Origin of the sequence: Atopococcus tabaci DSM 17538, from assembly GCF_000429585.1 — a bacterium.
Taxonomy (GTDB): Bacteria; Bacillota; Bacilli; order Lactobacillales; family Carnobacteriaceae_A; genus Atopococcus; species Atopococcus tabaci.
Genome location: NZ_AUCD01000099.1, coordinates 1 through 5,483, shown reverse-complemented (window position 1 = coordinate 5,483; position 5,483 = coordinate 1). Strand labels below are relative to the sequence as shown.

9 protein-coding genes are annotated in these 5,483 nt (G+C 44.5%); 6 read left to right on the top strand and 3 right to left on the bottom strand.

Annotated elements, in window-relative coordinates:
- Positions 1 to 216 (bottom strand): helix-turn-helix domain-containing protein (locus G470_RS0111105; protein WP_028274861.1); only part of this gene is annotated, 216 nt, incomplete at its 3' end.
- Between the two features lie 78 nt (positions 217 to 294).
- On the opposite strand from G470_RS0111105, the gene G470_RS0111100 reads away from it, so the two are divergent.
- The 3 genes from G470_RS0111100 to G470_RS0111090 are packed head-to-tail and all read left to right on the top strand — an operon-like array spanning position 295 to position 2,199.
- Positions 295 to 567, top strand: coding sequence for a VOC family protein (locus G470_RS0111100; RefSeq protein WP_156908087.1), 273 nt, complete (start codon positions 295 to 297; stop codon positions 565 to 567).
- Position 568: 1 nt separating this feature from the next.
- Positions 569 to 1,579, top strand: coding sequence for a ring-cleaving dioxygenase (locus tag G470_RS0111095; protein WP_028274859.1), 1,011 nt, complete (start codon positions 569 to 571; stop codon positions 1,577 to 1,579).
- Complete coding sequence (locus G470_RS0111090; RefSeq protein WP_028274858.1) at positions 1,576 to 2,199, top strand: flavin reductase family protein; 624 nt, start codon at positions 1,576 to 1,578, stop codon at positions 2,197 to 2,199. Before G470_RS0111095 ends, G470_RS0111090 begins: the two co-directional genes overlap by 4 nt.
- A 267-nt stretch (positions 2,200 to 2,466) precedes the next feature.
- Here G470_RS0111090 and G470_RS0111085 read toward each other — a convergent pair whose 3' ends face one another.
- Positions 2,467 to 2,976, bottom strand: a complete 510-nt coding sequence (locus tag G470_RS0111085) for a PTS sugar transporter subunit IIA (protein WP_035445625.1) — start codon at positions 2,974 to 2,976, stop codon at positions 2,467 to 2,469.
- A 52-nt stretch (positions 2,977 to 3,028) separates the two neighbouring features.
- Positions 3,029 to 3,523 carry a hypothetical protein gene (locus G470_RS0111080; RefSeq protein ID WP_028274856.1) on the bottom strand — a complete coding sequence of 165 codons (495 nt, stop codon included), beginning with the start codon at positions 3,521 to 3,523 and terminating at the stop codon, positions 3,029 to 3,031.
- Positions 3,524 to 3,740: 217 nt separating this feature from the next.
- On the opposite strand from G470_RS0111080, the gene G470_RS0111075 reads away from it, so the two are divergent.
- The 3 genes from G470_RS0111075 to G470_RS0111065 all read left to right on the top strand — a co-directional run.
- Positions 3,741 to 4,565, top strand: coding sequence for an undecaprenyl-diphosphate phosphatase (locus G470_RS0111075; RefSeq protein ID WP_028274855.1), 825 nt, complete (start codon positions 3,741 to 3,743; stop codon positions 4,563 to 4,565).
- A 167-nt stretch (positions 4,566 to 4,732) separates the two neighbouring features.
- A complete protein-coding gene (locus G470_RS15055; RefSeq protein WP_051258562.1) occupies positions 4,733 to 5,065 on the top strand; it encodes a DUF4828 domain-containing protein in 333 nt (110 codons plus the stop codon).
- A 188-nt stretch (positions 5,066 to 5,253) separates the two neighbouring features.
- The coding region (locus G470_RS0111065; RefSeq protein WP_028273359.1) for a hypothetical protein at positions 5,254 to 5,483 on the top strand (230 nt) is incomplete at its 3' end.

The following is a 5,483-nucleotide window of genomic DNA, read 5'->3' as shown; positions in this document are numbered from 1 at the left end:
GTAGTCGTAGGTCTTCCCGTTCTGCTTCTGGCGGCGGAGCTGCTGGACCGTCCCGTTTCTGACTTCGCTGTTGATCGTCTCCGGAGCCCGCCCCAACACCTGGGCAATATCGCGATTCGAGTACTTTTCCTTCTTCAGGACCGCGATCTGGCAGCGCTCGGCGTAGGAAAGGTGTTTTCCCTTGCGGGATTCTGTGTTAAGATGGGTTTGTGTCACGTGAATTCATCCTTGTCTATTGAGAGTTAGTGGTAACCTCAATATACCAGAAATTCACGTGGCGTTTTTTCTTTGGCGGTGGCTAGCTTCATTATAAAATCTGCCAACGAATTGGAAACAAAGAAAAACGAAGCGGAACAACTCGGGTATACAGTAGAAAAGCTGGTCAACCGCGGATACTTTTCCAGTCTGTATGTGAAGGATCCATTCGGACAGCGCTTCGAACTGGCTACACTCGCACCCGGCTTTACCATTGACGAACCACTCGATGAACTGGGAAACACCCTGGCGCTTCCGGACTTTTTGGAACCGCAGAGAAAAAAGATTGAACAAACATTGGAGGACAATTAATATGTACGAATTAAAAGGATTGCATCACATCACAGCGATTACCAGCAGCGCAGAAAAAAACTATGAATTTTTTACTTATGTATTGGGTATGCGTTTAGTCAAGAAAACCGTCAACCAGGACGACATCCAAACGTACCACCTTTTCTTCGCAGACGACGAAGGAAATCCTGGAACCGACATGACCTTCTTTGACTTCCCAGGCGTTCCAAAAGGCTCGAAAGGAACCAACGACATCTCCCGCACCGGATTCCGCGTTCCAAGCGACCGTGCGTTGGAGTACTGGGTGAAACGTTTCGATCATTACGGCGTGAAGCACCGCGGCATCCAAAAACAGTTTGGCGTCAAAGTATTGCCGTTTGAAGACTTCGATGAGCAGCAATACCAATTGATTTCTGACGAAAACGATACAGGAGTTGCACCTGGAACACCTTGGAAAAAAGGGCCGGTACCGGAAGAATTCGCGATTCGCGGTCTTGGGACATTAATGTTGCGTGTATCGGATGCCGAACGGATGAAAGCCGTGTTGACTCAAGTGTTGAGCTTCCGCGAAGTGGCGAAAGAAGGACAGGAAACGCTCTTTGAAGTGGGAGAAGGCGGAAATGGCGCACGCGTCATCGTTGAACTCAGCACATTCCTTCCCCCTGCCCGCCAAGGATACGGAAGCGTCCACCATGCCGCATTCCGCGTAGAAGACAGAGAAGCGTTGGATCATTGGACTGAAAAAATTGAAGCAGTTGGCTTCCCAACTTCCGGATACGTGGACCGTTTCTACTTCGAGTCTCTTTACTCCCGTATGTACCCGAACATTTTGTTCGAGTTCGCTACAGACGGCCCTGGGTTCATCGACTACCAGGAAGACTATGAAACGTTGGGTGAAACATTGGCCTTGCCGCCAGCGTTCGAACCGCATCGTGACCAAATCGAGCCATTGGTCCGTCCTATTGATACGGTCCGCAGCACGAAGCACTTCGAGAAAGAATACTTTGGGTTCGAGCCGGGTGACAAAGTATGATCCACTTTTCAGCGGATGAACTGGTCTCGCAACAGCAATACAAATTTCTCAGTGGGAGTGTGGTTCCGCGTCCCATCGCTTGGATTACTACACTGGCGAATGACGGCCAGACCGTGAACGTCGCTCCATTCAGTTTTTTCAGTGTCGCTTCCAATGTGCTTCCGCTTCTTTCGGTGGCCATCATGCGAAAAAACGGATATTCAAAAGACACCGCCCAAAATTTGTTGGACCACGGAGAAGGCGTTGTGCACATTGTTGATTTGTCCACAGGAGAAGCGATGAACGAAACCGCCGCTCCCTTTCCGCCTCATCAAAGCGAACTGGAGCGAACGAATTTGACGTTAACGCAGAGCCGTTCCGTAGCGGTTCCCGCTATCCAGGAGGCAAAAATCCGGTTTGAAGTGACCGTCCATCAACACATCCCTGTGAAAGATGACGATGAGAATATCACCACCGACCTCTTTTTGCTGCGTGTCGAAGACTTCTATTTCGATGAAACGGTTTTTGACGAAGAAAAACAATATATTTTACCTGATGCGTTGCAGCCTCTTGCGCGGCTCTCAGGAAATGCCTATGCCACAATCGGTGAATTGTTCCAGATGATTCGCCCCATTGAGTAGCAAAAACCAGTCTGCCTGTTTTAGGCAGACTGGTTTTTTATTGGTTGAATGTCAAAGTTCTCCACTCTTTCGTGAACCTCTTCTTCATAGAAGAGTGAGGGCTCTTTTTTTGCTCACTTCCTCGTGACACACCCTTTCACGAAAGAGTGAAAAAAATTTGCAGCGTTACTTTTACGTGACAGGATTTCTCATGTAAAAGTGACACCGATTGTCCCGCCGCCAAAGAAAAAAGCAGGAAAAGAGGCACGCTCTTTCCTGCTTTCTTTTTTAGTCTTCTTTTGAGGATACTTGGCCGATTTCTGTTCCAACGCCGGATTGACCGGTCGTGGACAAGTTGAATGAGTCTACTTGGTCCATATTGGTGAATACAATGATGATTGTATTTTCTTTTCCAGCTTCTTCCAAGCCTTTCAAATCAACCGTGGAAATCTTGGTGTCTTTCGTTACTTGGTCGCCTTCTTTCACGACAGTGTTGAATGGACCGCCTTCCAATTCCACCGTGTCGATTCCGATGTGGACAAGCACTTCAATACCGTTGTCCAATTCCAAACCGACCGCGTGTTGTGTCGGGAACACGCTGACTACTTTCCCGGAACCTGGAGCATAAACGTCTCCATCAGTAGGTATAACCCCAAAGCCGTCTCCCATCATTTTTTGAGAGAAAACTGGATCCGATACTTCCTCAATTGGAATCACTGTTCCGTTTGCTGGGGAGTATAGTGTTACTGTTGGATCTTTTTTTTCTTTTCCACCTTTTAGAAAATCAAACAAACCCATATCAATCCCTACTTTCTTTCTATATTAGTATTTCCTTTACGGACACGCTCACTTATAGAGCCCACCGTCCGTATCCTACTACTAAGGATATCACAATTAAGAGGCCGATGGATACAAAAACGACTGTTTTTTCAATCATTTTCTTTTCTTGTGTATCGCTGTTTTCTGGTCGAAATGTTGGAAGTTCCCGATGAGCCAAAAAAGCGATTCCCGCTCCAAACAAGTTGCCAACGAATAATTGCTGAATCATGGCTACCTTGAAGACAAAACCTGCAAGCCCTGTCTTCGTTTGTTCCTTTTCCGCTATCCCGAATAACAGCAGTGCTAAAATGGCATTGGAAAACTGCCCCAACATTTCAATCACGATTTCCGGCGATTCCGATATCATCGATTCAAAGCCGCCGGTTCCCCGCTGCGCCGAGGACAACATAAAGAAATACAATAAAGGAATCCCTGTCCAATAAACTTTTGCGAGCGTATAAAAACGTGTTTGAATCTCTTCTGTCCGTGGTGCTTTCCTTTCAAAAAACGTCTTACTCTGTTTCATTTTCTCCTCCTTCCTCCAAAAGACACCATACTGATATGTCCATTCTAACAAAAAAGCGCATTCATTTGGGTGAAAATTTCATTTAAATTGTTTTCTTTCTATTAGACGTACTTAATGTTTTCGAACAGTGGATTTTTTATGAAGATTTTTTTAAGTAGAAGCTTTTTCAGAAAAATGTTGTATACTGGAAGAGAATATTTTTTGAAGGGAGAAACACATGTTTTTTATTGAAATATTAAAGTCTATCATTCTTGGAATTGTTCAAGGTATCACCGAATGGCTGCCTATCAGCAGCACAGGCCACATGATCTTAGTGGATGAATTCATCCAATTGAATGCGTCTGATTCGTTCAAGGAAATGTTTTTTGTCGTCATTCAATTTGCTTCCATTTTGGCCGTCATTTTAATTTATTTTCAAAAGTTGAATCCTTTTTCATCCATCAAAACCGAGGCGGAGAAAAAGGACACGTGGCAAATCTGGCTCAAAGTACTGGTAGGGGTCATTCCGGCCGGTGTGATCGGTCTGTTGTTTGAAGATGCAATCAATGCGTACTTCTACAATTGGCAGACGGTCTCCATTGCGTTGATCGTTTACGGTATTTTGTTTATCATCATTGAAAAACGAAATAAAAACCGGGCACCAAAAATTCAATCTTTCGCCGATTTGGACTATAAGACCGCACTGCTCATCGGTTTCTTCCAAGTGTTGGCGTTGATTCCAGGCACTTCTCGTTCCGGTGCCACTATCGTTGGAGCCATTCTTATCGGAACGGCCCGTCCAGTGGCGGCAGAGTACTCGTTCTTCCTTTCCATTCCAGTCATGATTGGCGCCAGTGCATTGAAATTGCTTGGATTCGGTTTTTCTTTCACCAGCACAGAATTGGTTATATTGCTTGCAGGAATGATTGTGTCGTTCCTCGTCTCTGTTGTGGCAATCAAATTCTTGATGAGCTACATACGCCGCAATGACTTCACAGCATTCGGCTGGTACCGCATCATCCTCGGGGCCATCGTCATCGGCTACTTTGCTTGGATGGGTTAACCTTAAATACACCTACACCCCCGTCGGTCCTTCCGGCGGGGGTTCTGTCATCAATTCGCGTTACATTTGTAATGAAACTGATAACCTAAACTCATCCTAAAGTTGTATACTATGAATGACTTCATTGCGATACACTTAAAGAGCGAAAAGAATTTTATTAGGAAGGAATGTATTTGGTGATCAGCTGGCCATTACGTAAAAGAAAGAATAAACACGCAGGTGTCAAAGAAACCCCATGTACTTTTTGGCAAGGAAACTGGCATGTCACACCCCTCTCTCCTCCACAAGGTCACCGAATGATTCTCAGCCTATCTTCTGAAGGAACCGTTCTTTTAAATCACCAGCAATTAAAAGGTGAGATGACTTACATCGGAACAGACAAGTGGATTTTCCGTGACCATTTCGGTTACCGTTTGATTTTGGAAAAAACAGACGACAGCACGGTGACGCTTTACGATGAAGTAGACGACAAACTGTACACAGCCGAAAAAATCGATTGACCAAAAAGAGCAGCCTTCAAACGAAGGCCGCTCTTTTTTTGTTATTTGATTTGTCAAATTAAGCGAGACAAACTATGTGTAAAATAGTTGTCGGAAAGTAAAATAGTAGGGTAAGAAATTAAAGTAGACAAAAAGGAAGAAGACCCTTAATCTAGAGATAACCACAAATCCAGAAAAGAGGTCTTCTTATGAATCAAATTATAGCAGAAATTGCCAGTATATTAAAGGATTCTGAAACATTATTAGACAGTGAAATACGATTAGATCAATACCTTCCAAAAGTCATGTGTGAGCTGGTTTCCAAAGCAATCGAGATGATTGATTTGGAATTAATTCATACTTATAAAGAAAAAGGATACGATATACAGAAAACAATGAAACGTACCGTTCAGTTCTCTTACGGGGCTGTTGAGATTAG